Raw genomic sequence first — 24,386 nt, forward strand, 5'->3', positions numbered from 1 at the left:
TCGACGCCGGACCGTGCGGTGTGGGCGGAGTGGGGTCGGCGTGCCGACCCCACTCACCCGTCAGTTACGCAGGGTCCACTGCTGGTTCGTGCCGCCGTGGCAGGCCCACAGGTGAACCACCGTGCCGTTCGTGGTGCCGTACCCGCTGGCGTCCAGGCACAGCCCCGACTGGGCACCGGTGATGGTGCCGTTGGCGTTGACGTTCCACTGCTGGTTGACCTGGCCGTTGCAGTCCCAGATGATCGCCAGCGTGCCGTTGCTGGTGCCCTGCCCGGAGGCGTCGAGGCACTTGTTGCCGTACACCATCAGTTGCTTGCTGGCGGTGTAGGTCCAGCGCTGGTTCGTCCCGCCGTGGCAGTCCCAGAGCTTCGCCTGGGCGCCGTTGGCCGTGCTCGCGCCGTCGACGTCCACGCACCGGCCGGACTGGGTACCGACGATCTGCACGCCCTGCGGGTTGCTGGTGCCGCCCTGCGGACCGGCCCCGGCCATCACCGCCTGGGCACCCGAGGGCCAGTTGCCGTTCGTCACTGTGACGTTGCCGGACACGACGTTGCCCCGGTCTCCGTTCGTCACGTTGCTGCTGCCGTTCGTCGACCAGTTGTTGGTGACCGTGAAGTTGCCCATGTTCTCGGCGTACCAGTAGTTGGCGGTGGCCCAGGTGCCGGTGGACGAGAAGACGTTGTTGCGGGCCGTGTAGTAGCGCGAGCCCTCGTCGAAGTAGAGCCCGAAGTAGCCGTTGGTCCGCAGGCAGTAGTTGTCGCTGATCAACCCGCCCGGGTTCGCCGACAGCGTGTAGATGCAGCCGCCGTCGTTCATCTGCTGCATCACGTCGTGCACGTAGTTGCCGATCAGCCGGTTGTTGGACGCGGTGGTGGCCGTCGTGTAGCGCGGTTGGTAGTTGTACAGGCCACGACCGGCGTAGTGCTCGCTGCCGCCGGCGTCGTTGGCCCCCCAGCCGTACCCGATGGACATACCGGTGTACGGCATGTTGTAGACCTCGTTGTACGAGACCGTGGAGTTGGTGACGTAGGTGGTGAGCACCGAGACGATGCCCCGGTACTCGATGCCCAGGTCGTGCAGGCGGTTGTTGCTGATGGTGATGTCCCGGTTCACCATGCGCTGGTCACTCGGGTGGTGGGCGTCGGCGCGTACGCCACCGACGACGATGCCACCTGCCGCGTTGCGGGCGATCTCGGAACGGGTGACGGTGATGTTGCTGGCACCGAGGCCGACCCCGCTGGCGTGGGCGTTGGCGTCGTTGCCGATGCCGATGGCGGTCTGGCCCAGGTTGACGAACTGGGAGTCACTCAAGGTGATGTTGTTGGCGGCCGAGATCTGCACCGCGGCGGGCATCTGCTGCCAGTTCGGCCGGGTGGCCTCGAACTGGGGGCAGCCGTTGTGGCAGGAGGTGAAGCTGGGCCAGTTCCAGTTTCCGTAGATGTACGCGCCGGTCTGCTGGTCCACGTAGCCCTGGTTGCTGCTGGCGCCCAGCCAGGTCGTGCCGGTGAAGGTGATCCCGGTGAACGAGATGTGGTGGGCCGGTGCGGCGTAGGTCCCGCCCAGGTTGACCAGGGACTGCTGGGTCGGCAGTTCCACGCTGACGCTGCTCATGTTCTGTCCGGCGAGCGGGATGTAGTTCAGCGCGCCGGTGCCCGGGTCGAGGTACCACTCCCCCGGCGTGTCCAGGAACTCGTAGGCGTTGGCCAGGTAGAGCGGTCCGGCCCGGTGCGGGCTGGTGAACGTGTCGTACCCGAAGTTGTTGTTGCTCCAGCCGGGCTGCTGCATCCGGATGAGGTTGCCGCTGATGCTCTGCACCGAGACGTACCTGTCGGTGAACGAGTTGACGCTCTCCATCTGGATACGGCTCTGGTTGGCCAGGTTGTTGAGGTAGCTCAGGGCACCGCTGGTGAACCGCATGCCGGTGCTGTCCGCGCTGAAGTCCGCGCGGTTGACCTGGGTACGGGCCCGGGTGGCGAGCGCGCCGTTGACGTAGAGCTGGCGGGTGTCGGTGCCGGCGCCGACGTTGGCGCGCCAGATGTTGCGACCGGCGTCCACCTGCGTCCAGCCGGTGACCGCCCGCGCGCCGCTGATCACGGGACGGGCCGACGGTGCCGCCTGCCAGATCACCCGGTAGCCGTTCGTGCCGGAGTCGGCGGCGGTGAACCGTAGCGGTGACGAGAGTCGGTACACGCCGTCGGCCAGCTGCACCACGATGTCTCCCGACATCGAGGTGTTCATCGAGCGGACGACTGACTGCGCGCCGGTCAACGAACACGGCTGGGCGGCGGTGCAGCTGCTGCCGCCGCCGGAGGGGGACGCGTAGAGCGTGGTGGTCGCGGCGAGGGCGGGTGCGGCGAAGGCCGTCACGGCGGCCACGGTGGCCGCTGCGGTCAGCGCCACCGTGGCCGCCGCGGCCAGCACCCGTCGGGGCGCAGCGGAAGGTGGAGGTACGGACACGGGGGTCTCCTTACCTGGGTGGGTGGTGCAGTGTGGTGGGTGGCATGTGGACGGCAGTTCATCATACGAATGATGTCTGCGCAAGGATCGATCCAGATCACGTCCCGACGAACACAGGCCGCCCTCGCGGCGACCCCGTCGCACGGGGGTCGCCGCGAGGGCGGCACAGCTCAGCCGAGGATGCTCCGGAGATAGGCCAGGCCGTCCCCCGCGAGCCGGTCCGGCGACGGCGCCAGCGGACGCCAGATCGAGGCGGCGGTGGCGATCGTCGCGTTGTCCGGGGTGAACGACTCGATACAGATCGCGCCCCAGTAGCCGGTCGCCGCCAGCGCGGCGAGGAACCGGGGCCAGTCCAGATGATCCGACCCGGGCGCTCCCCGGTTGGTGCCGCTTACCTGGACGTGCTTGATGTAGGGACCGGCCGCGGCCACCGCCGCGTACGGGTTCGCCTCCTCGATGTTCAGGTGATACGTGTCGATCATGAGCCCGACGTTCGGCGGCAGACCGTCGATCATCTCCACGGTCTGTTCGAGCGTGTTGACGACACTCGTCTCGTAGCGGTTGAGCGCCTCCACGCCGATGGACACGCCCCGCTCGCCGGCCCGGTCGGCGACAGGGGCCAACGCCCGGCGGAACTCCGCGTAACAGGCGACCCGTTCCGCCGAGGTCATCCGCCAGGTCCGGCCCACCGACGCGTAGACCGGACCACCGACACACGGCGCACCGATGATCGCCGCACTGTCCACACAACTGTCCAGGTACGCCACAGTGGCCTCCACCACGGCGGGTGCCGCGTTCACGAGTTCCCGTCCGGGCGGGGTGACCGCACAGACGCCGGCCGCGGCCAGTCCGTACCTGGCGAGCAGGTCCCGGACCTGGTACGGATCCCAGTCACCCGGCTGCTCGACAGGCAGTTCGACAGCATCGAACCCGAGCGCCGCGATCCGAGGGATCAGCTCGGCCAGGGCCTCGCCGGTGACCGGCGAGGCCCAGACCCAGGGATTCACACCGACGGCACGCACCGGACGCCTACTTCCAGCGCTGCGGGTAACCCGGCAGGTCGGTGCAGCCGCACATCGCGTAGTGCAGCGGCGGCATGTTCGGGTCGAGGTAGCTGTCCAGGTTCTCCTGGGTGATCGTCGGCTGGGGCAGCTTCCACGGGGCGGAGACCTGCTCGCCGTCGAGGATCCGCAGCGCCGCGATGATCGGCGTACGCCACTGGTAGGTCGGATACGTGGGCGCGATCGCGGTGAGTCCCTCGTCCTTCCACATCTTCAGGAAGTCGAGCTGGTCCTCACCGTTGATCGGAGGCACCGGTTGGCCGGCGTCCTGGAACGCCTCCACCGCCGCGACGGCTACCGCGCCCGCGTCCATCCAGACGCCGTCGATGGTGCCGTGCCGCTGGATGTAGTCGTTCACGATCTTCTTGGTCTTCGCCGGGTCACCGTCGGTGAACTCGACCCCCACCACGTCGACCTGCGCCTTGTCGAACGCGACCTTCGCGGCGGACCACCGGGTCTCCAGCACGTCGACGCCGGGCAGGATACGCAGCGCGAGGACCTTGCCGCCGGGCTTCATCTTCTGGCTGACGAACTCCGCTCCGACGTGACCGAACCCGTACCCGCCGATCGGGTTGATGAACGTCACCGGACAGTCGGTGTCGACACCACGGTCGAAGACGACGACCGGCAGGCCGGCCTTGCAGGCCGCCTCCACGGCGGGAGTGAGCGTGGCCGTGGTGTTCGGCGAGACGATGAGCGCGTCGCAGCTCTTCCCGAGCAGATCGTTGATGTCAGCGATCTGCTTCTGGTCCTTGCCCTCGGCGTCGACGTGGACGAACTCCTCGATCCGGTCGCCCTGTGCCTCCACCTCGGCCTGCATGGTCTTGAAGCCGACCTGCCGCCACGGGTTGTTCAGCGCCGCGTTCGAGAAGCAGATCTTGTGCGGCCCGTCCTTCTTGAACTTGGCGGTGTCCACCATCTTCGGGTTCAGCACCTGCTCCCACGGCTTGTCGGCCGGTCCGGTCGGTGCGGCGTCGAGCAACGCGAGCTCGTTGTCGTAGTCGGCCTGCACGAAGAACTTCGACTGCTCGCCGGTGCCGGCCCCGGCGGGCGGGGCGGAGGAGGCATCCGACGGGCTCGCAGCGGGCTCGTCAGTGGCACAGCCGGCGAGTGACACCAGGAGGAGCGCGGCCGTGGCCGCCATGCTTCGTTTCATTGAGGAGTTCCCCTTATCTCGACGTGAAACGCCGGGTTGAGACCGCCACGGCGAACAGGATGATGGCGCCCTGGACGGTCGGTCTGAGTGCACCGGAGACGCCGTAGAAGTTCATGAGAGTGAAGAGAAGTTCGAGGGTCAGCGCGCCGAGCATCGCGCCGACCACCGAGCCACGCCCGCCACCCAGGGCGACACCGCCGAGGACGACAGCGGTGATGGCGCCGAACTCCAGGCCGGCACCGGCCTGGAAGGACACCCCGCTGTAGCCGCCGATCAGGATCGCCGCGATCGCGGCGGCGAGGCCGCTGAGCATGAAGGCGATGGTCCGGGTACGGCGCACCCGGGCGCCGCTCAGCTCCGCCGTGCGTGGGTTGTCCCCGACCGCGACCAGGACCCGGCCGAAGTCGGAGCGCATCAGCAGCACCGCGAGCGTCGCGAGGACCAGCAGGACCAGCAGGGCGTACGGGATGCGGTCGAGCACCGGCACGTCCTCGAACGCCCGCCGGCCGAACCGGCGGAACTCCTCGGACAGCCCACCCTTGGGGGCGCCGTTGGACCAGAGGTAGACCGCACCGACCAGGATCAGGAACATGCCGAGGGTGGTGATGAACGAGGGCACCCGCAGGCGCGTCGTGATCAGCCCGTTGACCAGGCCGACGAGTACCCCGCCGGCGAGCATCACCAGCACCACCGGCCAGGTCCGCGACGGATCGCTGTCGATGAGCCGCGCGGCGACCACCACCTGCGCGGTGACCAACGAGCCGACCGACAGGTCGAACTCGCCGGAGACGATCACGAAGTACTGACCGGCGGCGAGCAGGATGATCGGCGCCGAACGGCCGAGGAAGGACATCAGAGACGCCGGAGCCAGGAAGTCCGGCTGCCGTACGGTGACCAGAACCAGCAGCACCGCGAGGATCACGAGCAGGGGCAGGAGCCCGCCGAGGCGTACCCGGGTCAACTGTGGCGGCAGCGGGCGACGCTGAAGGAGCTGCATGTCAGACGTCCGCCTTTCGCATGGCCCGGCGGGCGTACACGGCCACGGCGGCGATGATGATGGCGCCCCGGATCACCTGCCTGAAGAAGGCGTCCACTTCGAGCTGGTTGAAGATGGCGTCGATGCTGGCGAGCAGCAGGACACCGCCGAGGGTTCCGATGACGCCGCCACGGCCACCGGCGAGAGCGGTGCCACCGATGACCACAGCGGCTATCGACTCCAGGTCGTAGAGACCTTCGGTGCCCACCCGGGGAGCACCCGAGCCGAGCCGACTGGCCAGGTAGATCCCGGCCAGCCCGGCGCAGAGCGAGCAGAGCACGTGCGCCACGACCAGGACCCGGTCGTTGCGGACACCGGAGAGCCGGGCGACCTCCGGATCACCGCCGACGGCGACCAGGTGATGACCGAACCGGGTCCGGTTCAGCGCGAACCAGCACGCCGCGGTCACCGCCACCAGCAGCAGGAACGACAGCGGGACCGGACCGATGCGCTGATAGCCGAGGGTCTGCACGAGACCCGGTGAGGTGCTACCGGCCGGGCCGTCGTAGCCGTTGTCGAGGTAGCCCTTGAGCAGCAGCCCGACGCCGAGGGTGGCGATGAAGGCGTTGATCCGCAGCTTGGTGACCAGCAGCCCGTTGAGCAGCCCGACAGCGGCGCTGACGGTGAGCGCCAGGCCGACCGCCGGCAGCAGCGCGCCGTCGCTGCCGTTCATCGCCTCGGCCGCGACGAGGGTGCTCAGGCTGATCACGTAGGCGACCGACAGGTCGAGCGACCCGCCCAGGATGACAAGGGTCTGGCCGACGGCGACGAGACCCAACCCGGCGGCGACGTGCAGCAGGCTCACCGTCGTCGACTGGTTGAACAACTGACCGCCGTCGAGCATCACGACAAGCCAACCGATCGCCAGCGTGATGCCCAGCGCCACGAACACGCCCGGCACCGGCCGTCGAGTCGGCCGCAGCGACAGCACGCTCATGCCGCCGCCTCCCGTACGGTGCCGACCGCCAGGGCGACGACGTCCTCCTCGGTGGCGCCGGCGGGCAGCTCACCCGCGACGCGGCCGTCGCGCATGACGAGCATCCGGTCACTCATGCCGAGCAGTTCCGGCAGCTCGGACGAGATCATCAGGACGGCCGCACCCGCCCGGGCGAGCCGGCGGACGAGGTCGTGGATCGCCGACTTCGCGCCCACGTCGATGCCCCGGGTGGGCTCGTCGAAGAGCAGGATCAGCGGGTCGAGGGCGAGCCACCTGGCCAGCACCACCTTCTGCTGGTTACCGCCGGACAGGAAGCGGATCTCCTGATCGTCACCGGCGGACCGGACCTCGACGGCGGCGAGCAGCTCGCGGACGCGCACGGTACGCGCGGCACGTCCCGAGCGGGCCGGGAAGACCGCCCGGCTGGCGAGCAGCGCGTTGTCGAGCACCGACTGTCGGGCGGCGATGCCTTCGCCCTTGCGGTCCTCGCTGACGTACGCGACGCCGGCCCGCGTCGCCGCCCGCGGCGAGCGCAGCCGGGTCGGCGTACCGTCGATCGTGACCACGCCAGTGGTGAACGGCTCCACCCCGAACAACGCGCGGGCCAGTGCCGACCGGCCGGAGCCCTGCAGGCCACCGATCCCCAGCACCTCGCCCGCGCGCAGGTCCAGGTCGATGTCGCGTAACTTCCGGTTCCCACCACCACGTACGGAGAGCCGGACCGCACCGACATCCTCGGCAGCGGCCCGGTCGGGGTAGTAGCTGGACAGCTCCCGACCCACCATCTGGCGTACCAGATCCTCCGCGGTGGCCTCGGCGGTCGGCATCGTCCGCACCCGGCGCCCGTCCTTGAGTACCGTGATCCGGTCGGACAGGTCGAAGACCTCGGTCAGCCGGTGTGAGACGTACAGCAGGCCGATGCCCTGCCGCTGGAGCCGTCGCACCAGGCCGTAGAGCAGTTCGACCTCGTGGTCGGCAAGCGCGGCGGTGGGCTCGTCCATGATGAGCAGGCGCGCGTCGAGGGCGAGCGCCTTGGCGATCTCTACCACCTGCTGCTGTGCGACGCCGAGGCGGCCCACCACCGCATCGGCGGGCAGTGCCGTCTCCCCGATGGTGGCCAACAGATCCCGGGTGCGGCTGAGCATCTGTCGTCTGTCGACCAGACCGCGTCGCTTCGGCTCATGGCCCAGGTACACGTTCTCCGCGACGGTGCGCTCCGGCAGGAGGTTGAACTCCTGGTGGATGATGCCGATGCCGGCCCGCTGCGCGTCCCGGGGGCCGCCGAAGACCCGTGGCTGCCCGGCGAACTCGACGGTGCCGCCGTCCGGGGCGTACCCGCCCGAGACGATCTTCATGAGGGTGGACTTGCCGGCACCGTTCTCCCCCACCACTGCGTGCACCTCGCCCGGGGCGACATCGAGATCGACACCGTCCAGGACGCGCACCCCGAAGAAGGACTTGCTGATGCCGCGCAGGGCGAGCAGCGGCACCTGTCGATCTGACATTCAAGAATCCTTACGGATAGTAATCGCCAAGGGCATGGGGCGCGCCACCTCAAGGTCCACTTACGACAGGCCGGTCACCTGGCTTTAGTTGTCGAAAGCGATGCTTCCTGTTGTCGTGCTCAAACTTTCGCTTGACACAACCGAAACATCACACGTATGAAGATAGATGCTCGGGGATAGGTACGCAATCCCCGATCTTCCCGGACTCCCGGCCGGGCTGGTGGCAGGCAACGACGCCAGGTCAGGTCCACTGGGGAGCACGTGCGTCACGGATCCGTCCCAGCTATGTTATCGTTAACATCAATACATGTCCATATCGACACTATTTAGGCTCTCCGCCACCACCGGGCCGGAACCCAGCCAAATGTGACTCTGCGTGACATTCAGTAGAGCCGCACCGGCGCGACGAACGCCGCACACGCACCCCGTCGCGCCACACCAGGCACCACCCGACGCGCCGTCGGAGGTGACCGGACTCGTGGTCGCACCCCCTGTTGCCCCCGCCCCGACGAGGAGACGGCATGCGTCGTAAGACAGCCATCATCGGACTGATCACCGGTCTGTTACTGGCGCTCGCGCTGGTCCAGCCGGCATCAGCGGCTCCGGCCTTCCGCGCCCTGTTGTTCACCAAGACCACCGGCTACCGGCACGACTCGATCCCCGCCGGGGTCTCGATGTTCCAGCAGCAGGCCGCGTCCGACAATTTCGAACTGGTGCACACTGAGGACTCCAGCGTCTTCACCGCGGCGAACCTGGCCACCTTCGATGTCCTGATCATGTTCCAGACCTCCGGCATGGTGTGGACCTCGGCCAGCCAACGCCAGGCGGTGGAGGGCTACCTCGCCAGCGGCAAGGGCATCGTGGCCATCCACAACGCCACAGACATGGGGATCGAAGCCGAGTACCCGTGGTGGGACCAGACCATCAACGCGGGTGCGCACATGCCGGAGCACTCCCCCGGCGTCCTGCCCGGCACGGCCATCGTCGCCGACAAGAAGCACCCGTCGACGGCCAGCCTGCCGGATCGTTGGAATCGCAGCGAGGAGTGGTACAACTTCGACAAGAATCCGCGCGGCGAGGTGCACGTCCTGGTGACAGCCGACGAGCGCACCTACAACCCGGGCTCCCGGGCGATGGGCCCCGATCACCCGATCTCCTGGTGCCGTAACACCGGCGGCGGTCGGGTCTGGGCCACCGCCATGGGCCACGCGATCGCGTCCTACAGCGAGACCCACTTCCGCAATCACGTCCTCGGCGGGGTGAAGTGGGCCGCCGGCAACGAGCCGGGTGACTGTGGCGGCACCGTCTGGGGCAACTTCGAGAAGCGGACCCTCGACAGCAACACCGTCGACCCGATGGCGCTGGCCGTGGCACCCGACGGCCGGGTGATCTACGTCCAGCGGGGTGGCCAGGTCAAGATCTTCAAGCCGAGCACCAGCAGCACCGTCACCGCCGGCACGCTGAGCGTCTACACCGGCGGCGAGGACGGGCTCACCGGGCTCGCGCTCGACCCGAACTTCGCCAGCAACGGGTACGTCTACCTGTACCACTCGCCGGCCAGCAGCTCCACCGACGTCAACCGGGTCTCCCGCTACACACTCAGCGGCGACACGTTGAACATGTCCAGCGGGGTCACCATCATCGACGTTCCGGCGTACCGGGACCGGACGTACCCGGAGCCCGGCCACACCGGCGGGTACCTTGCCTTCGGGCCGGACGGCAACCTCTACATCGGCACCGGCGACGACGTCGCGCCGAACCTCGACCCCAACTGGCAGGGCTACGCTCCGCTGGACTGGCGCTCGGGCAAGCACATGCTCGACGCGGCGCGTACCGCCGGCAACACCAACGACCTGCGTGGCAAGCTGCTGCGAATCCGGCCCTCCGCCAGCGGCGGCTACACCATCCCGTCGGGCAACCTCTACCCGCAGGGAACGGCGCAGACCCGGCCGGAGATCTACGCGATGGGCTTCCGTAACCCGTTCCGCTTCTCGATCGACCCGGCCAACGGCTGGGTCTACCTGGCCGACTACGGACCGGACCGGAACCCGCCGACCACCAACCGGGGCCCCGAGGGTCTCGTCGAACTCAACGTGATCAAGGCACCGGGCAACTACGGCTGGCCGTTCTGCCACGGCGACAACCAGCCGTACGCGCCGTACAACCCGGACACCGGCGTGGTCGGTGCCAAGTTCAACTGCGCCGCGCCGGTGAACAACTCGCCGAACAACACCGGCCTGACCAGCCTCCGACCGGTCGTCGCACCCAACATGTGGTACGGCTACGGCACCTCACAGAACTTCCCGGAACTCGGCTCCGGCGGCTCCGGACCGATGGGCGGACCGGTCTACCGCTACGACCCGGCGAACCCGTCGGCGACGAAGTTCCCGCCGTACTACGACGGTGTCCACTTCTTCTACGAGTGGTCGCGCAGCTACATCAAGGAAGTGCACTTCGACTCGGCCACGGCGGTCACCCGCACCAACCCGTTCCTACCCACCAGCAGGTTCAACAAGCCGATGGACCTCGAATTCGGTCCGGACGGCTCGCTCTACCTGCTGGAGTGGGGCACCAACTTCGGTGGCGGCAACAGCGACTCGGGTCTCTACCGGATCGACTACGTCCAGGGCGGCCGGTCACCGATCGCCAAGGCCACCGGCACGCCGACAAGCGGCAACGCCCCGTTGACCGTGCAGTTCTCCAGTGCCGGATCGGCGGACCCCGATCCCGGTGACACGATCAGCTACCAGTGGACGTTCGGCGACGGCACCACCTCGACGGCGGCCAACCCGTCGAAGGTCTACACCAGCAACGGCAACTACACGGCCCAGTTGAAGGTGACCGACAGCTCGGGCAAGACCGGCTTCGCCAACGTCCAGATCACCGTCGGCAACACCGCTCCGGTGGTCACCATCACCACGCCGGCCAACGGTGGCATGCTCACCTTCGGCGACCGGGTCTCGTACCAGATCACCGTCACCGACCCGGGCGGCGCCGCGATCGACTGCAGCAAGGTCTTCCTCAACCCGGCGCTCGGGCACGACGACCACGCGCACGAGACCACTGACTACGCCGGCTGTTCGGGGACCATCCCCACCGACCTGCTCGGTGGTCACCCGGACGGCGCCAACCTGTTCTACGTGCTCAACGCGCGGTACACCGACAACGGTGGCGCGGGCGGCGCCGCCCCACTCACCGGCCGGGCCCAGGTGATCCTCCAGCCCAAGCACAAGCAGGCCGAGTACTACAGCAGCCAGTCCGGCACCCGGGTCGTCGACCAGGCCGGCGCCGAGAGCGGCAAGCGGGTCGGGGACATCTCCAACAACGACTGGATCGCCTTCACCCCGATGAGCCTGTCCGGCATCAACACCGTGAGCTACCGGCTGTCGTCGCCCTCCGGCGGCGGATCGATTGAGCTGCGGGCCGGGTCGCCGACCGGCACGCTGCTGGCCACCACTCCGGTGCCGAGCACCGGCGGCTGGGACAACTACCAGTCCACGCCACCGGTGAACGTCTCCGCCCTCGCCGGTACCCACACCCTGTACCTGGTCTTCAAGGGCAGCGGCAACAACTGGTTCGACCTTGATTCGCACACCTTCGGCGGCCCTGGAGTGGGGGTCGGTGACCCAGGTGGCAGCGGGATCGCCGGACGGACGTGGACGATCACCGCGCAACACAGCAACAAGCTGATGGACGTCAGCGGCGTGTCCACAGCCGACGGCGCACAGATCCACCAGTGGGCGGCCACCGGTGGTAACAACCAGAAGTGGCAGGCGGTCGACGCCGGCGGCGGCGCCGTCTACCTCCGGGCCGTCCACAGCGCCAAGTGCGCGGAGATCACCGGCGGTTCCACCAGCGCCGGTGCCTTCCTCCAGCAGGCCACCTGCAACAACAGCAACCAGCAGAAGTTCACCGCGACGTCCACCGGCACCAGCGGGGTCTACACGGTGAAGAGTGTGCTGAGCGGGCTCTGCCTCGATGTCAACGGAGGTGCCACCACCGACGGTGCCCGCCTGTTGCAGTGGACCTGCCACAGCGGCACCAACCAGCAGTGGCGGTTCAGCCTGGCCTGATCGTCGCGGCCATCGCGATGGTCAGTGACGTCTCCGATCGGGACCGGACTCCGGAGAGCGGAGCCGGTCCCGACCCGGGGACGTGCGGAGCCACTGCGCCAGGGCACGGCCTCGGACCCGTCTCACGAGGCCGTGCCCGACCCGTCCGCCGGCACGCGGGACCCGCACGGGTCGGTGCCGAGCAGAAAGCGACGTCCCTGGTCCGTCGGGGCGGGCCAGGGACGTCGACCAGACCTCAGCGTGAGGCGAGCAACCCGGCGGTGGCCAGTGACTGCCACAGTTCGTCGGGTACCGTCCCGGCCGACCGCCGTACCGTTTCTGCCATCTGTGTTCCGTTGCGGACACCTACCACTGTCGAGACCACGGCCGGGTGGCGGCGGACGAAGGCCAGCGCCGCCTGCGGCAGGGTGACCCCGTGTGCGTCGCACACCTCGGCCATCCGTCGCGCCCGCTCGATCAACTCCGGCGGGGCCTGCTGGTAGTTGTAGAACGTGTCGGCCGGCGGGCGGTCCCGCGACAGCAGTCCCGAGTTGTAGACCCCCGCGATCACCACACCCACTCCCCGACTCTCCGCGAGCGGCAGCAGGTCGTCGACCGCGCCCTGTTCGAGCAGGGTGTACCGACCGGCGCACATCATCACGTCCACGTCGGTCTCCCGGACGAACCGGGCGAGCATCGCCGACTGGTTCATGCCGGCCCCGATCGCACCCACGACGCCCTGGTCCCGCAACTCGACGAGGGCGGGCACCGCCTCCCCGGCAGCCTGCTCCCAGTGATCGTCAGGGTCGTGCAAATAGGCGATGTCGATCCGGTCGAGGCCGGTGCGCTCCAGGCTGGCCTCGATGCAACGGCGTACCCCGTCCCGGCTGAAGTCCCACACCCGGCGGTGGTCCGCGGGCACGTCGAACCCCTCAGAGTCGCGCAGGTGCGCGTCCTGCGGCGACGGCACCAGCAGTCGTCCGACCTTCGTCGACACCACGTACTCGTCGCGTGGTCGGTGCCGTAGCGCGCGGCCCAGGCGACGTTCGGACAGCCCGAGGCCGTAGTGCGGCGCGGTGTCGAAGTACCGCACCCCCGCCGCCCAGGCGGTGTCCACTGCGGCGACGAACTCCTCGTCAGTGGTGACCCGGTACAGGTTGCCGCCCTGGGCCGCGCCGAGACCCAGCTCGGTGAGGCGGATCGCCGGACGGCGCGGCAGTACGTGTGTCCTCACGAAGCCTCCAGTCGGTAGTGACGCCGGGCGGTGTCCGCAGAGACCGCCGCGCGGTCGGTCGGGTCGAGATCCGCCAGCAGCTCCGTGACCGTCTCGATCCAGCGCGGGTACGAGGTGGCCAGCAGGCTCACCGGCCAGTCCGAGCCGAACATTAGCCGGTGCGGTCCGAACACGGCGAGGGCGTGGTCGACGGCGGGTCGGAGATCCTCCACCGTCCAGGGTGACCGGGGCACCTCGGTCGTCAGGCCGGACACCTTCGCCGTCGTGTTCGGCGCTTCGGCGAGTGCCCGCAGGCCCCGCCGCCACTCGTCGAAGTCCGGAGTGCCCAGCGCGGGCTTGCCGAGATGGTCGAGGACGAACCGTACCTCCGGCAGGTGATGCGCCAGCCGAGCGGCCATCGGCAGTTGGTGCTGCCGGACCAGCAGGTCGAAGACCAGGCCGGCGGCGCCCACCGCGGCGATGCCCCGGCGGACGTCCGGGCGGTCGAGGTAGGCCGGGTCGGTCTCGCTCTGCACGAGATGACGGATGCCGACCAGGTGCTGCCCGCCAGGGCCGGCGCGCAGCCGGTCGAGGCGGTCGGCGATGTCGTCGGCGGTCAGGTCCACCCAGCCGACGACACCGCTGACCAGAGCGTCGGCGGCGGCGACCCGCAGCAGGTCCACTGTCTCCCGCACCGAGGCGATGGACTGCACGACGACTGTGGCGGTGACGCCCGCCGCCCGGGCCAGCGGGGCCAGGTCGACGAGTTCGAAGTCGGCGTCGATGGCCGCCATGGTCACCGGGTCGATCCACGGCTGCGGGTGTCGTGCGCGGACCCACAGGTGGTGGTGGGCGTCGACGATGTCTGCCGCTCCGGGCGGTGCGTCGGTCATCGGCCCAGCCATCCCCCGTCGACCGGCAGCACGATCCCGTTGACGTAGTCGGAGGCCGCCGAGGCCAGGAACACGGTGGCGCCGCCGAGGTCACCGGCGACACCCCACCTCCCGGCCGGGATCCGGGCGAGGATCGCCTGGTCGCGGTCCGGGTCCTCGCGCAGCGCCCGGGTGTTGTCGGTGGCGATGTAGCCGGGGGCGATGGCGTTGACGTTCACCCCGTGGGCCGCCCACTCGTTCGCCAGCGCCTTGGTGAGCCCGGCCACGCCCGACTTCGACGCGGCATACCCGGGCACCGTGATGCCACCCTGGAAACTGAGCAGGGACGCGGTGAAGATGATCTTCCCTTGGCCGCGCTCGACCATCGTCCGACCGATCTCCCGACTCAGCACGAACTGGCTGTTCAGGTTGACCTCGATCACGTGGTCCCAGAGCTCGTCGGGGTGCTCCACGGCCGGGGCGCGGGCGATGGTGCCGCCATTGTTGACCAGGATGTCGATCGGCCCGAGCGCGATCAGATCACTGGCCAGCCGGCGGACGGCCGCCCGGTCGGCGAGATCGGCGCGCAGCGCGGTAAACTGCCGGCCGGCGGCGCGTACCCGGCGTCCCACCTCGCTCTCCTCCGGTTCGAGGTTCGCGGAGACGCCGACGATGTCGGCACCGGCCACGGCCAGCGCCTCGGCCATGGCCAGGCCGATGCCGCGCCGGGCACCTGTCACCACAGCGGTCCGTCCGGACAGGTCGAACAGCTTCGTCACCTGTCGCCCTCCCGCCAGTCGAGCAGCACCTTCATCACACCGCCACCCTCCAGTGCGGTGAACGCCTCGGTCGCCGCCTCGGGCGGCTCGATCCGGGAGATCAGCTGCCGGACCGGGATCGCGCCGGAGGCGACCAGCCGGATCGCCTCCACCATGTCGTCCCGCTGGTAGAGGCGGGCGCCGAGCAGTTCCAACTCGCGCCAGAAGAACCGGTGCAGGTTGACCTCTCGCGGCCGGGGATGGATCGCCACCATCACCAGTCGTCCCCTGGCGGCCAGCACCTCGACCGCCGTGCCGACACCCGCCGCGGCGCCGGAGACCTCGAAGGCCACGTCCGCGCCCGCACCGTCGGTACGGTCGGCCACGAACGCCGCCACGTCGACCGCGCCCGGGTCGACGGCCTCGATGCCGACCTCGCCGGCCACGGCTCGCCGCGCCGGGTCCGGCTCGACGAGCAGGACCCGTGCGCCACGGCCCTGGGCGACGGTGCCGATGAGCACCCCGATCGGCCCGCCACCGACCACGACCACGTGATCGCCGGAGGCCACCTGCCCGCGACGCACGTCGTGCACGGCGACGGCCACCGGCTCGACGAGTGCTCCCTGGTCGAGCGGCAACTCCTCGGGCAGCGGCAGGACCAGTTCCGCCGGCACGTTCCAGGACGACTGCATCGCACCCGGCGAGTCGATGCCGAGGAAGTTCATGGCGTGGCAGATGTGCGAGTGGCCGCGCTGACAGGCGGCACACCTGCCGCACCATCTGGTCGGCAGCACCGTCACCGGCTGGCCGACGGACCAGCCCGTGACGTCCTCGCCCAGCGCCGCGATCCGCCCGGACATCTCGTGCCCGATGATCGCGTCAGCACCTACCCGGGAGTCCATGTCCCCGTGGTAGATGTGCAGGTCGGTGCCGCAGATCCCGGTGTAGGCCACCGAGATCCGCACCTCGCCGCGCCCGGGTGCCGCAGGCACACGTTCCTCGACTCCGAGGTGTCGTGCACCCCGGTAGACCACTGCCTTCATCGATCCTCCGTATCAACAACCGTCAGCCGCCCTGCCGCGACCAGCCGTCGGTTTGTTCAGTGACGTCCGCTCGGCGACACCTGGTTGCTGTTGTGTGCCGGTGTGGCAACCCGCGCCAGCGGGAAGCCGGCGGCGGTGGGTACCACGTCGTCCGTCGCGGCCAGCAGCCGCCGCCCGGCCTGCTCCGGCCGGACGTTCGGTCCGTCGACCGCCGGTGCCTCCGAGTGCCCTTCCACCGTCCCGATCCGCTGTTCGTCGAGGGTCAGGCCGAGTCCGGGCGAGTCGCCCAGGACGAAGGCACCGTCCTCGACGTGCAGGTCGACGGAGACACCGACAGGTGACCAGAGGTTCTGCAACTCGCTGGTCAGGTGGTTCGGCACCGAGGTGGCCGCGTGCAGCAGCCCGAGCGGGCTGTTGCCGATCGGGCTGACCGGCAGGTCGTAGGCGTGCGCCAGGGCGGACACCCGGAGGAAGTGGGTGACTCCCCACACCGCGGACGTCTGGACGACGTCCACCGCGCCGGCACCGATCAGCGGACGGAACTGCTCAAGACCTGTGAGGTTCTCCCCGGTGGCGACGGAGGCGCGCACGCCCCGGCCGACGGCGGCGAGCCCTTCGGCGTCCCAGCGCCGAACCGGCTCCTCGATCCAGATGAGGTCGAGGGTGCGTTCGAGTTCGCACACGTGCCGCACGGCCTGCTTGCGGGTCCACGCCTCGTTGACGTCAAGCATCAGGCCGGGCCGGAGTCCGTGACCGGCCTCGGCCAGAACCTCCCGGACCAGGTGCAGCCGGTGTCGGTCCTGCTCGATGTCGAGGCCGCCCTTGAGCTTCGCCGCCCGCAGCCCGTGCGCGGCATAGCGGGTGTACGCCGCGACGAGTTCGTCGTCGGTGAGGCCGATGTCAAGGCCGGAGGCGTACGCCGGAACCCGTCGGTCACGTCCGCCCAGCAACCGCCACAGCGGCTGTCCGGCGGCCTGCGCCTTGATGTCCCAGAGTGCGGTGTCGAGCGCGCCGATGGTGCCGAACACCGGGCCCGCGTGACCGGCCTTGAAGGTGTGCCGCAACATGCGGTCGTAGAGCGTGGTCACCGCGCGGGGGTCCTCCCCGTCGATGGCCGCGAAGATCCGCTCGATCTCGACCTGCGGGCCGATGCCGACGCCCGAGAGCCCCTCGTCGGTCTCCACGACGACGATCGGCACCGGGACGTTGCCGTTGGCGATGACGCCGTTGGCGTCGCCGACTGGGCGCCCCCATTCCTGGATCGTGGTGAGCGTCCGATATCCGGTGATGCGCATTTCAGCCCTTCGTGGAGCCGGCGGCGACGCCGTCGGCGATCTGGCGCTGGAGGAAGAGGTAGACCACCAGGACCGGTATTGCGGCGATCAGCACCCCTGAGGCGAAGGTCGGGATGTCGTCGGAGTACTGCCCGCGCAGCGAGGTCACGCCGACCATGAGCGTGCGATGGTCCGCCGACGGCATCATCACCAGCGACATCAGCACGTCGTTCCAGCAGAACAGCGCGTTGAGGATGCCTACCGACAACAGGGCCGGGGTGCCCAGGGGCAGCATGATCCGGCGGTACACGCCGTACACGCTGTTGCCGTCGATCCGGGCCGCGTCGATGACCTCCCGCGGGATGGTCTTGTAGTAGCTCGTCATCAGGAAGACGGTGAAGGGCAGGAACTGGGCCACGAAGACCAGGATCAGACCGGGGTACGTGTCGATGAGGGCGGTGTCGGCCATGATCCGGGCGAGCGGAACCATGATCACCTGGAACGGTACGAAGAGTCCGGCGAGGCAGCCCAGGAAGAGCGCCGAGGAACCACGGAAGCGCAGCTGGCTCAGGGCGAAGCCGGCCATCGACCCGAACAACAGCAGCAGGACGACCGACGACGTCACCACGATCAGGGAGTTGACGAAGTACCGGTCCATGCCCACGCTGTTCCAGGCCGTGCTGATGTTGTCCCAGCGCAGGGCGTCGGTCAGGGAGAACCGGTCGAGGATGTAGTCGCGACGGGTCTTCATCGCCACGTTGGCGATGAACAGCAGCGGGTAGATCGTCGCCAGCGCGAGCAGCGACATCGGGATGGCCAGCAGCCACCGGCTCAGCCGTACGCGGGACATCAGTCCTCCCCTCCCGCCCGCCGGAGCAGCTTCACCTGCAGCAGCCCCACGACGAGCATGATCACGAAGAGCACCGTCGACGCGGCCGAGGCGAGGGCGGGCCTGTTCATCTGGCCCTGCTGGATCCAGATGTAGTACTCCGGAAGGTAGGTGGACCCCTCGGGTCCGCCGCTTGTCATCACGTAGAGCAGGCCGAACATCGAGGTGAGCATCCCGACCATGGTGGTCACGGCGACGAAGGCGATGGTGCGGGACAGGCCCGGAATGATCACGTGCCGGATGACCTGGGGCAGTGAGGCGCCGTCCACCCGGGCCGCGTCCAGCAGTGCCGCGTCCAGGGTGGCGAATCCGGCCAGGAACACCACGAGCGCCATGCCGAAGGTCGCCCAGATATGTACGCCGACCACCACGAACATCGCGACGCCGGGTTTCCCGAGCCAGTCAACCGGGCTGATGCCGGCCGCCTCCAGCCCGGCGTTCACGGGGCCGTCAAAGGCGAGCAGCAGATTGAAGATCGCCCCGACGATGACAGGTGAGAGCACTGCCGGGAAGAAGTAGACGCTGCGGTAGAAGCGGTGTCCGGGCACCCGCAGGTAGATGAAGGTCGCGAGCAGCCCGGGAATCGCCACCGCGACCGGAAGCAGCAGCACCAGCAGCCCGACGTTGCTCAGTGCGGTCCGGAACAGCGGGTCGTCGAGGAGTTCGAGGTAGTTGTCGAGACCGACAGTCGTACCGTTGCGCTCTCCGTCCCCGGTGAAGGAGAAGTTGACGCCGAGCAGCAACGGGTACAGCCGCAGCACCACGATGATCAGGATCGCGGGTGCGACCAGAACGTAGGGGGCGAAGCGCTCGGCGCGTGAGCCGCGGCGGACGGGCCGTGGCCCGGCACCACGGCGACGGCCCGCAGATCCGGCCGGCGCCCCGTCGGTCCGTCCGGCGGGAACCGGACGGACCGACGGCTGTGCGTTTCCGATCGGCACGAAATCAGCCCGCCTGGTCGGAAGCGCCCAGCTGCTTCACCGCCTCGTCGACGCTTATCGAGCCGCTGAGCAGCTGCTGGGCGATCCGTCCCATCAGATCCAAGGTCTTCGAGGAGAGCGCCACGTGCAGCGCGGGCTTGCCGTTCTTGAGCTGGGAGACGATCGTGGCGGCGGCCGGGCCGGCCTGTGACACGTCGATAGTGGTGTCCGACGCGATCGCGCCGGCGTCGGCGTAGAAGGCGTTGAGCGCGTCGGTCGAGGTGAGCGATCGCACCAGATCAGCGGCGACCTTGGGATCCTTTGTCCACTTGGCCACCGCGTAGCCGATGCCGCCGTCGTAGGCCAGGCTCGGCGTGGTGCCGGCGGTGACGACCGGAGCGCTCATCACACCGAGCTTGTCGGGCGTGAGGAACTCGTTGAAGTCCTTCCAGTGCCCCACGTCCGACATCAGGCCGATGACGTGCGCGGCCTTGGCGGACTGGAAGAGCGCGAAGGCGTCGTTGAACATCGCTGTCGAGTTGGCGCCCTCGTTGTTCAGACCGGCGTCGCCGGCCTCCTTCCAGAGCTGGAAGATCCGCTTCACGTTCGGCGAGTTCCAGTCGCGCTTGCCCGCGATCCAGTCGTCGTACTCCTGGGCGGTGAGAATGGCGGAGCCCAGGGCCGACATCCAGAACTGGATTCCGGCGCCTTCCTTGTTACCGAGGGCGAAGCACTTGGCCCCCGCCTTGGCGATGGCGGCGCAGTCGGCGAGGAACTTGTCCCAGGTCGTGGCAGGGCTTGCCGGATCGAGTCCGGCCTTCTCGTACAGTGCCTTGTTGTAGTAGATGGGGTGGCCCTGCAACGTCACCGGGCCGGCGTAGGTCTTGCCGTCCTTGGCGAAGGCGTCCCAACCGGCGAGCCGCTGCTTGTCCTCGGCCACGTACTCGTCGAGCGGCACCAGCGCGTCGACCCGGTCGCGGATCTGGCCGCCGCCGTTGAACAGCATCACGTCCGGGCCCTTGCCGGACTGGATGGCCGCGCCGAGCAGGGTGTAGTACTGGTCGAACGGCTGCGCGACGAACTCCAGCGTCACGTCCGGGTGCTTCTTGGCGAAGTCGGCCTTGGCCTTCTCGATGTATGGTCCGGCGGAAGGTTCACCGGACTTCCAGTCCCACACCACCAGCTTGTCGGTCGAGCCACCGGAGGAAGAGGAGCCGGTGTCGCTGGCACTTCCACAGCCTGCCGTCGCCAGGCCCACAACGAGGACGGCTGACCACAATGCTCGTTGTTTCATAGTTGTTCACCTCTGAGGGGAGTGGCTGACGGCCTGCCGCAGCCAACGTGATCAAGAACGTAACTCGTATGACGTATGACGTCAACACTCGGTCGTACACTGACCTGTACGTCGTGGCACGACGAGCCAATCGGAGGGGGACATGACGCCATCGCAGGAGACGGCCCTGGAAAAGCTGGCCGCCCCGGCCTGGCCGCGCCGCCCCACAAACCTCGCCACGGCCGTCACCGCCGAGTTGGTGGAACGCATCGTCCGGGGGGTGCACCCGTCCGGCACGGCGCTGCCCCCCGAGCCGGTGCTGTGCGAGACCTTCTCCGTCAGCCGGACAGTGGTCCGGGAGGCGGTCAAGATCCTTCAGGAGAAGGGGCTGGTGCAGGTCCGTCAGGGTGCCGGCACCATGGTCACCCCGCAGTCGATGTGGGACATGCTCGACGAACTCGTCCTCGGGGCCACCATCGCCGAGGACGACAGCCTTTCCATCCTCGACGACGTGGTGGTGACCCGGCGGCTGCTGGAGTCCGACATGGCACACGTCGCCGCCCGGATCGCCGATGAGGAGACCGTGGACCGCCTGCGCGCCCTGGTCGACCGGATGGACGAGCTCGTCGGCGACACCGTCGCCTACCACGAACTCGACCGGGCCTTCCACGACACCGTCATGCAGGCGTCCGGGAACCGCATCGCTCGTGGCGTCGTGCGGGGGCTGGAGAGTCAGGTCGTGAATACGGCGCGGTACACCGGCCGCACCGAGCGGTCGCTCTGCGTCGCCTCCAACCGGGGACACCGACGTGTCTACGAGATGATCGCCGCCCACGACCCGGAGGGGGCCGCGGCGGCGATGTTCACCCACATCACCGAGGCCTGGCTGGTGCGGCGCAGCGGCCCGGGCAAGCCGGACCGCCTGCAACGCTGACCCGGGACACGACGGGCCGGCGGGCCCGGCCTCCTGGCTCCCACTGCCGCCAGGAGGCCGAGACCCGCCGTCGCGCTCGGCCCGGTCAGGAGAACTGGGCGAAGAATCGCCAGATCTCACCCTTGGTCCAGGTGGTGATGCCACTCTCGGCGTACGTCCCGTCCACCGGGCCCGGCATGTGCCCGTTGTCGAAGGCCGCCCACTGCACCGGGTATCCGGCCCGGCAACCGGAGTAGGCAGTGGTGATGTGCGTACGGCTGCCCGCACCGGGCTCGGGCGGGTTCTGCGCGTTGCAGCCGTTGTTCCGGACGAAGGTGTCACGCAGCCCTCGACCCTGGCCGATGCTGAGGACGTTGTCCGAGATGCCGTGCAACCCGAAGTACGCGATCGGCTGCGTACCGCCGCTGCAACCGCTGATCTGCGCGCCCGCGATCACGGCGACGGCCCGGAAGACAGTGGCCCGGGCGCACGCGAGGGCGTAGCTCATGCCGCCGCCCCAGCTGAAGCCGAGGGCGAAGCGCTGCCTCGGGTTGACGCACAGATCGCTCTCGATCCGGCGGATCATGTCGTCGACGAACGTGACGTCCTCACCGCCGGAATTGCCCCAGCCGTTGCCGAGCCCCTGCGGCGCGACCAGGATGGCGCTGTTGTTCGACTGCTCCTGCTGGCCGTAGTAGGACCAGGCGCTCCCGCTGGTGCCGCCGGAGGAGATCTCCTGCATGGTGCCGCCGCGCCAGTGGAACGCGAAGATCAGCCGGTAGGGATTGTTGTTGTTGTAGTTCGCCGGCATCCGCAGGATGAACTGGCGGCTCTTGCCGTTGCTCTGGATGGTGTGCGTACCGCTGTTGAGCGTCGGGGCCTTGCCGCACCCGCTGCCACCGGTCGGTGGTGGCGACGTGGGGTCACCGCCGCCGTCGACCCGGGCGAGCTGCCACTGCTGGTTTGTGCCGTTCCAGTCGGCGTACTGCACGATGTTCGCGCCGTCAGCAGTGGAAGCGCCCTGTACCTCGACGACCTTACTGCTGTGCCGGCTGATCAACCGCACGTGACCGCCGTCCGAGTCGGCCAACCGGAACTGCTGGTTGCTGCCGTTGTGATCCGACCACTGCACGACCCCCGCACCGTCGGCAGTCGACGCGTTCGACACATCCAGGACCTTGCCGGAATGCCGGGACTTCAACCGGTAATAGCCGCCACCAGAGTCCACGAACTGCCACTGCTGATTCGCGCCGTTGTTGCGCGTCCACTGACTGATCCGCGCACCATCGCTGGTGGCCAGGCCATACACGTCAAGCGCCTTACCACTGTTCCGGTTGACCAGCACGTACCAGGCGTTGGTGTCCACTGTCGCCGCCGCCGCGGGTGCCGCGTTCACCACCACGAGCGCGCTCGCCGCCAGCACCGCGGCAGCCGCCGCAGCCAGCCCCGACCGCCAGCCGCGTCTCGGTGGAGAGGCGGGACGAACCTCACCGATGGACTTCATGGTCCACTCCTTCGATCGGGGTCACCCACGCGCAGCGCGTGGATGCCCTGCGTATGTGCCGGCGTCAGGTGGTGGCGTCGACACTGTGGTGTGGTGCGGAGAGATCCGGTCACCGGAGCCGCCGGACAGCCTGTCGACGAGCCCACGGTCGAGACTGGCCGGCGCGGGACCACGGCGGTGAATTGGGCTCCCGGCAGCCACAAGACCCGCTCGTGACAGCGAAGTTAGCGTTAACGACGTCATACGTCAAACGACTGAGGTCTATTTGTCGGCCATGCTTCGGAGCCCGGTCCGGGCCCGGCCGGGGCCACGGAAGACCCACCCACCGGGCCCGGTGGCGACTCCCGGGCCCGGAACTCGGTCACGGAGTCCAGTACAGGTGCGGATTGACCCGCCCGGACCAGTCGAAGACGGCCATGTTGTCCCAGCCGTTACCGGTCCCGTTGATGTCCGCCGGATCCCAGCCGTTGCCGCGTACGGCGTGCCAGGTCGGTTCCCAGTAGAAGACGCCCACCGCCCCGGCGTTGCGGGCGGTGTTCTGCACCCAGCTGAACTGCTGCGCCTGCCCGGCCCAGGTGGCCGGGATGTTGTCGCAGCGCGCGGTACCGGAGATCACGTTCGGCTGGTGGTCGGCGTCGGCGGTGGTGAACGGGTACGCCGTCTCGGCGATAACCACCGGCCGGCCGTAGCGGGACCGCACGTCGGCGACCACGTTGTAGAGGTTGGCGAGCGTCCCGTGCCACATGCAGTAATAGGACAACGCGGTCACGTCCCAGGTGACGCCCTGCGCCCTGATCCCGTCGTAGAACCAGCGGGCGTTGGCGTTGCTGTCCGCGTTGGCCGTGTGGATCCACACCTGGGTACCGCCGTGGCACGCCTTTGTGGCCCGGTATCCCTGCTTGAGCAGGCTCGCCAACGGGGCGAAATCGTTGTTGACCACCTGCCCGGCGGGCCACAGCATGCCCACGTTGATCTCGTTGCCGATCTGTACCGCGTCCGGCGTGGTGCCCTGCGCCTTCAGCGCCGTGCAGACATCGTACGTGTAGTTGAAGACGTCGGCCTGCAACTGGCTCAGCGAGTGGCTGGCCCAGGCCGCCGGCGGGTACTGCTTGCCCGGATCGGCCCAGGTGTCCGAGTAGTGGAAGTCGACGAGCAGCTTGAAGCCCTTGGCCTTGATCACCCTGGCCTGCTGAAGCACCTTGGCCTTGTTGTTGTAGCCGCTGGCCGGGTTGTTCCAGATGCGCAGCCGCAGATAGTTGACGCCCTTCGCGGCGAGGATGTCGTAGGGGTCGGCCGGCGCGCCGGAGGCGTTGTAGTAGCGGGCACCGAGGTCGAGGCTGCGTTGCAGCGAGGAGACGTCCGCGCCGCGCATGGTGAGGGTGTTTGCCGCCTGCGCGGGTGCGATCAGGGCCAGCGGGGCGGCGAGGACTGCCACCCCCACGAGGACCCGGAGGGACGGTTTCATGGCGCTCCTTCACATCCAGGGATGCGGGTGCCCGACGGGTTCGGGCACGTCCGGCGGG

18 protein-coding genes are annotated in these 24,386 nt (G+C 68.8%); 2 read left to right on the plus strand and 16 right to left on the minus strand.

The genetic code is table 11. The features are described from left to right. Positions 1–60: 60 nt before the first annotated feature. From Van01_RS14480 to Van01_RS14505, 6 genes are all read right to left on the minus strand, one after another. A complete protein-coding gene (locus Van01_RS14480) occupies positions 61–2,457 on the minus strand; it encodes an RICIN domain-containing protein (RefSeq protein WP_204007023.1) in 2,397 nt (798 codons plus the stop codon). A 170-nt stretch (positions 2,458–2,627) separates the two neighbouring features. After that, positions 2,628–3,479 carry a sugar phosphate isomerase/epimerase family protein gene (locus Van01_RS14485; protein ID WP_204007025.1) on the minus strand — a complete coding sequence of 284 codons (852 nt, stop codon included), beginning with the start codon at positions 3,477–3,479 and terminating at the stop codon, positions 2,628–2,630. 7 nt (positions 3,480–3,486) lie between these two features. Further along, on the minus strand, positions 3,487–4,674 hold the full coding sequence (locus Van01_RS14490; protein ID WP_239099078.1) for a substrate-binding domain-containing protein: 1,188 nt from the start codon (positions 4,672–4,674) through the stop codon (positions 3,487–3,489). A gap of 13 nt (positions 4,675–4,687) precedes the next feature. After that, positions 4,688–5,671, minus strand: a complete 984-nt coding sequence (locus tag Van01_RS14495; protein WP_204007027.1) for an ABC transporter permease — start codon at positions 5,669–5,671, stop codon at positions 4,688–4,690. Between the two features lies 1 nt (position 5,672). Beyond that, on the minus strand, positions 5,673–6,647 hold the full coding sequence (locus tag Van01_RS14500; protein WP_204007029.1) for an ABC transporter permease: 975 nt from the start codon (positions 6,645–6,647) through the stop codon (positions 5,673–5,675). Next, positions 6,644–8,152 (minus strand): sugar ABC transporter ATP-binding protein, encoded by a 1,509-nt coding sequence (locus tag Van01_RS14505; protein WP_204007031.1) that lies wholly within the window; start codon positions 8,150–8,152, stop codon positions 6,644–6,646. The genes Van01_RS14500 and Van01_RS14505 overlap by 4 nt, the downstream gene beginning before the upstream one ends. 521 nt (positions 8,153–8,673) lie before the next feature. Here Van01_RS14505 and Van01_RS14510 point away from each other — a divergent pair. Beyond that, positions 8,674–12,225, plus strand: coding sequence for a ThuA domain-containing protein (locus tag Van01_RS14510; protein ID WP_204007033.1), 3,552 nt, complete (start codon positions 8,674–8,676; stop codon positions 12,223–12,225). Between the two features lie 235 nt (positions 12,226–12,460). Here Van01_RS14510 and Van01_RS14515 read toward each other — a convergent pair whose 3' ends face one another. The 8 genes from Van01_RS14515 to Van01_RS14550 form a co-directional block, all read right to left on the minus strand. Next, positions 12,461–13,438 (minus strand): aldo/keto reductase, encoded by a 978-nt coding sequence (locus tag Van01_RS14515; RefSeq protein ID WP_204007035.1) that lies wholly within the window; start codon positions 13,436–13,438, stop codon positions 12,461–12,463. Continuing rightward, on the minus strand, positions 13,435–14,310 hold the full coding sequence (locus tag Van01_RS14520; protein ID WP_204007037.1) for an amidohydrolase family protein: 876 nt from the start codon (positions 14,308–14,310) through the stop codon (positions 13,435–13,437). Before Van01_RS14520 ends, Van01_RS14515 begins: the two co-directional genes overlap by 4 nt. Next, complete coding sequence (locus Van01_RS14525) at positions 14,307–15,068, minus strand: SDR family NAD(P)-dependent oxidoreductase (RefSeq protein ID WP_204007039.1); 762 nt, start codon at positions 15,066–15,068, stop codon at positions 14,307–14,309. Before Van01_RS14525 ends, Van01_RS14520 begins: the two co-directional genes overlap by 4 nt. Next, complete coding sequence (locus Van01_RS14530) at positions 15,065–16,090, minus strand: zinc-dependent alcohol dehydrogenase (protein ID WP_204007041.1); 1,026 nt, start codon at positions 16,088–16,090, stop codon at positions 15,065–15,067. Before Van01_RS14530 ends, Van01_RS14525 begins: the two co-directional genes overlap by 4 nt. A gap of 56 nt (positions 16,091–16,146) precedes the next feature. Beyond that, complete coding sequence (locus Van01_RS14535) at positions 16,147–17,385, minus strand: mandelate racemase/muconate lactonizing enzyme family protein (RefSeq protein WP_204007043.1); 1,239 nt, start codon at positions 17,383–17,385, stop codon at positions 16,147–16,149. Between the two features lies 1 nt (position 17,386). Further along, positions 17,387–18,214 carry a carbohydrate ABC transporter permease gene (locus Van01_RS14540; protein ID WP_204007045.1) on the minus strand — a complete coding sequence of 276 codons (828 nt, stop codon included), beginning with the start codon at positions 18,212–18,214 and terminating at the stop codon, positions 17,387–17,389. Further along, a complete protein-coding gene (locus tag Van01_RS14545; RefSeq protein ID WP_239099079.1) occupies positions 18,214–19,017 on the minus strand; it encodes a carbohydrate ABC transporter permease in 804 nt (267 codons plus the stop codon). The genes Van01_RS14540 and Van01_RS14545 overlap by 1 nt, the downstream gene beginning before the upstream one ends. 181 nt (positions 19,018–19,198) lie before the next feature. Continuing rightward, the gene (locus Van01_RS14550; protein WP_204007049.1) at positions 19,199–20,467 is read right to left on the minus strand and encodes an ABC transporter substrate-binding protein; all 1,269 of its coding nucleotides are present in this window, start codon (positions 20,465–20,467) and stop codon (positions 19,199–19,201) included. Positions 20,468–20,609: 142 nt separating this feature from the next. Between Van01_RS14550 and Van01_RS14555 the strand changes: the two genes are divergently transcribed. Then, entirely contained in the window at positions 20,610–21,380 is a 771-nt protein-coding gene (locus Van01_RS14555; protein WP_204007051.1) for a FadR/GntR family transcriptional regulator, read from the plus strand. A gap of 85 nt (positions 21,381–21,465) precedes the next feature. Here Van01_RS14555 and Van01_RS14560 read toward each other — a convergent pair whose 3' ends face one another. Continuing rightward, the gene (locus tag Van01_RS14560; RefSeq protein ID WP_204007053.1) at positions 21,466–22,863 is read right to left on the minus strand and encodes an RICIN domain-containing protein; all 1,398 of its coding nucleotides are present in this window, start codon (positions 22,861–22,863) and stop codon (positions 21,466–21,468) included. A gap of 361 nt (positions 22,864–23,224) precedes the next feature. Beyond that, complete coding sequence (locus Van01_RS14565; protein WP_204007055.1) at positions 23,225–24,328, minus strand: glycoside hydrolase family 53 protein; 1,104 nt, start codon at positions 24,326–24,328, stop codon at positions 23,225–23,227. Between the last annotated feature and the right edge of the window lie 58 nt (positions 24,329–24,386).

The sequence above is a fragment of the Micromonospora andamanensis genome (assembly GCF_016863495.1).
Lineage (GTDB): Bacteria > Actinomycetota > Actinomycetes > Mycobacteriales > Micromonosporaceae > Micromonospora > Micromonospora andamanensis.

What these genes read in the sequence shown, in the direction of transcription:
- Van01_RS14520 (WP_204007037.1), bottom strand. Translation starts at nt 14,310, where the DNA reads ATGACCGACGCACCGCCCGGAGCGGCAGACATCGTCGACGCCCACCAC.
- Van01_RS14490 (WP_239099078.1), bottom strand. Translation starts at nt 4,674, where the DNA reads ATGAAACGAAGCATGGCGGCCACGGCCGCGCTCCTCCTGGTGTCACTC.
- Van01_RS14550 (WP_204007049.1), bottom strand. Translation starts at nt 20,467, where the DNA reads ATGAAACAACGAGCATTGTGGTCAGCCGTCCTCGTTGTGGGCCTGGCG.
- Van01_RS14560 (WP_204007053.1), bottom strand. Translation starts at nt 22,863, where the DNA reads ATGAAGTCCATCGGTGAGGTTCGTCCCGCCTCTCCACCGAGACGCGGC.
- Van01_RS14505 (WP_204007031.1), bottom strand. Translation starts at nt 8,152, where the DNA reads ATGTCAGATCGACAGGTGCCGCTGCTCGCCCTGCGCGGCATCAGCAAG.
- Van01_RS14535 (WP_204007043.1), bottom strand. Translation starts at nt 17,385, where the DNA reads ATGCGCATCACCGGATATCGGACGCTCACCACGATCCAGGAATGGGGG.
- Van01_RS14510 (WP_204007033.1), top strand. Translation starts at nt 8,674, where the DNA reads ATGCGTCGTAAGACAGCCATCATCGGACTGATCACCGGTCTGTTACTG.
- Van01_RS14495 (WP_204007027.1), bottom strand. Translation starts at nt 5,671, where the DNA reads ATGCAGCTCCTTCAGCGTCGCCCGCTGCCGCCACAGTTGACCCGGGTA.
- Van01_RS14500 (WP_204007029.1), bottom strand. Translation starts at nt 6,647, where the DNA reads ATGAGCGTGCTGTCGCTGCGGCCGACTCGACGGCCGGTGCCGGGCGTG.
- Van01_RS14565 (WP_204007055.1), bottom strand. Translation starts at nt 24,328, where the DNA reads ATGAAACCGTCCCTCCGGGTCCTCGTGGGGGTGGCAGTCCTCGCCGCC.
- Van01_RS14555 (WP_204007051.1), top strand. Translation starts at nt 20,610, where the DNA reads ATGACGCCATCGCAGGAGACGGCCCTGGAAAAGCTGGCCGCCCCGGCC.
- Van01_RS14540 (WP_204007045.1), bottom strand. Translation starts at nt 18,214, where the DNA reads ATGTCCCGCGTACGGCTGAGCCGGTGGCTGCTGGCCATCCCGATGTCG.
- Van01_RS14530 (WP_204007041.1), bottom strand. Translation starts at nt 16,090, where the DNA reads ATGAAGGCAGTGGTCTACCGGGGTGCACGACACCTCGGAGTCGAGGAA.